Here is a 279-nt window from a genome sequence, read left to right on the forward strand (position 1 = left end):
GCCATGGCTTGGCCATGGCTACGATGCCAGCCTGGAGGTCGATGTCGGCGTGGGATATACGCTGGCAGAGCCGCACAACTTCGCCCTCGGCGTGCTGTACTACGTCGGTATCATCGGACTCATCCCCTGGTTGTTCATTCAAGCCTGGGCATTGCTGAGCAGTTGGCGCCAACGCTTGCAACCACTGCTCATCATCGCGTCGACCTGGTTGGTGTTCGGTATCGGCGGCGGCCTCACCGAAGGCGGCGGAATTCTTTCCCGGCCCAAGGAGCATTGGTT

The 279-nt window shown here is 60.6% G+C and carries 1 pseudogene; it reads left to right on the top strand.

What is annotated here, in order from left to right:
- A pseudogene (locus ACOZK9_RS27375) lies at positions 1-279 on the top strand (polymerase); the annotation flags it as partial.

The organism is Pseudomonas kitaguniensis (assembly GCF_049199985.1).
Taxonomy (GTDB): Bacteria; Pseudomonadota; Gammaproteobacteria; order Pseudomonadales; family Pseudomonadaceae; genus Aquipseudomonas; species Aquipseudomonas kitaguniensis.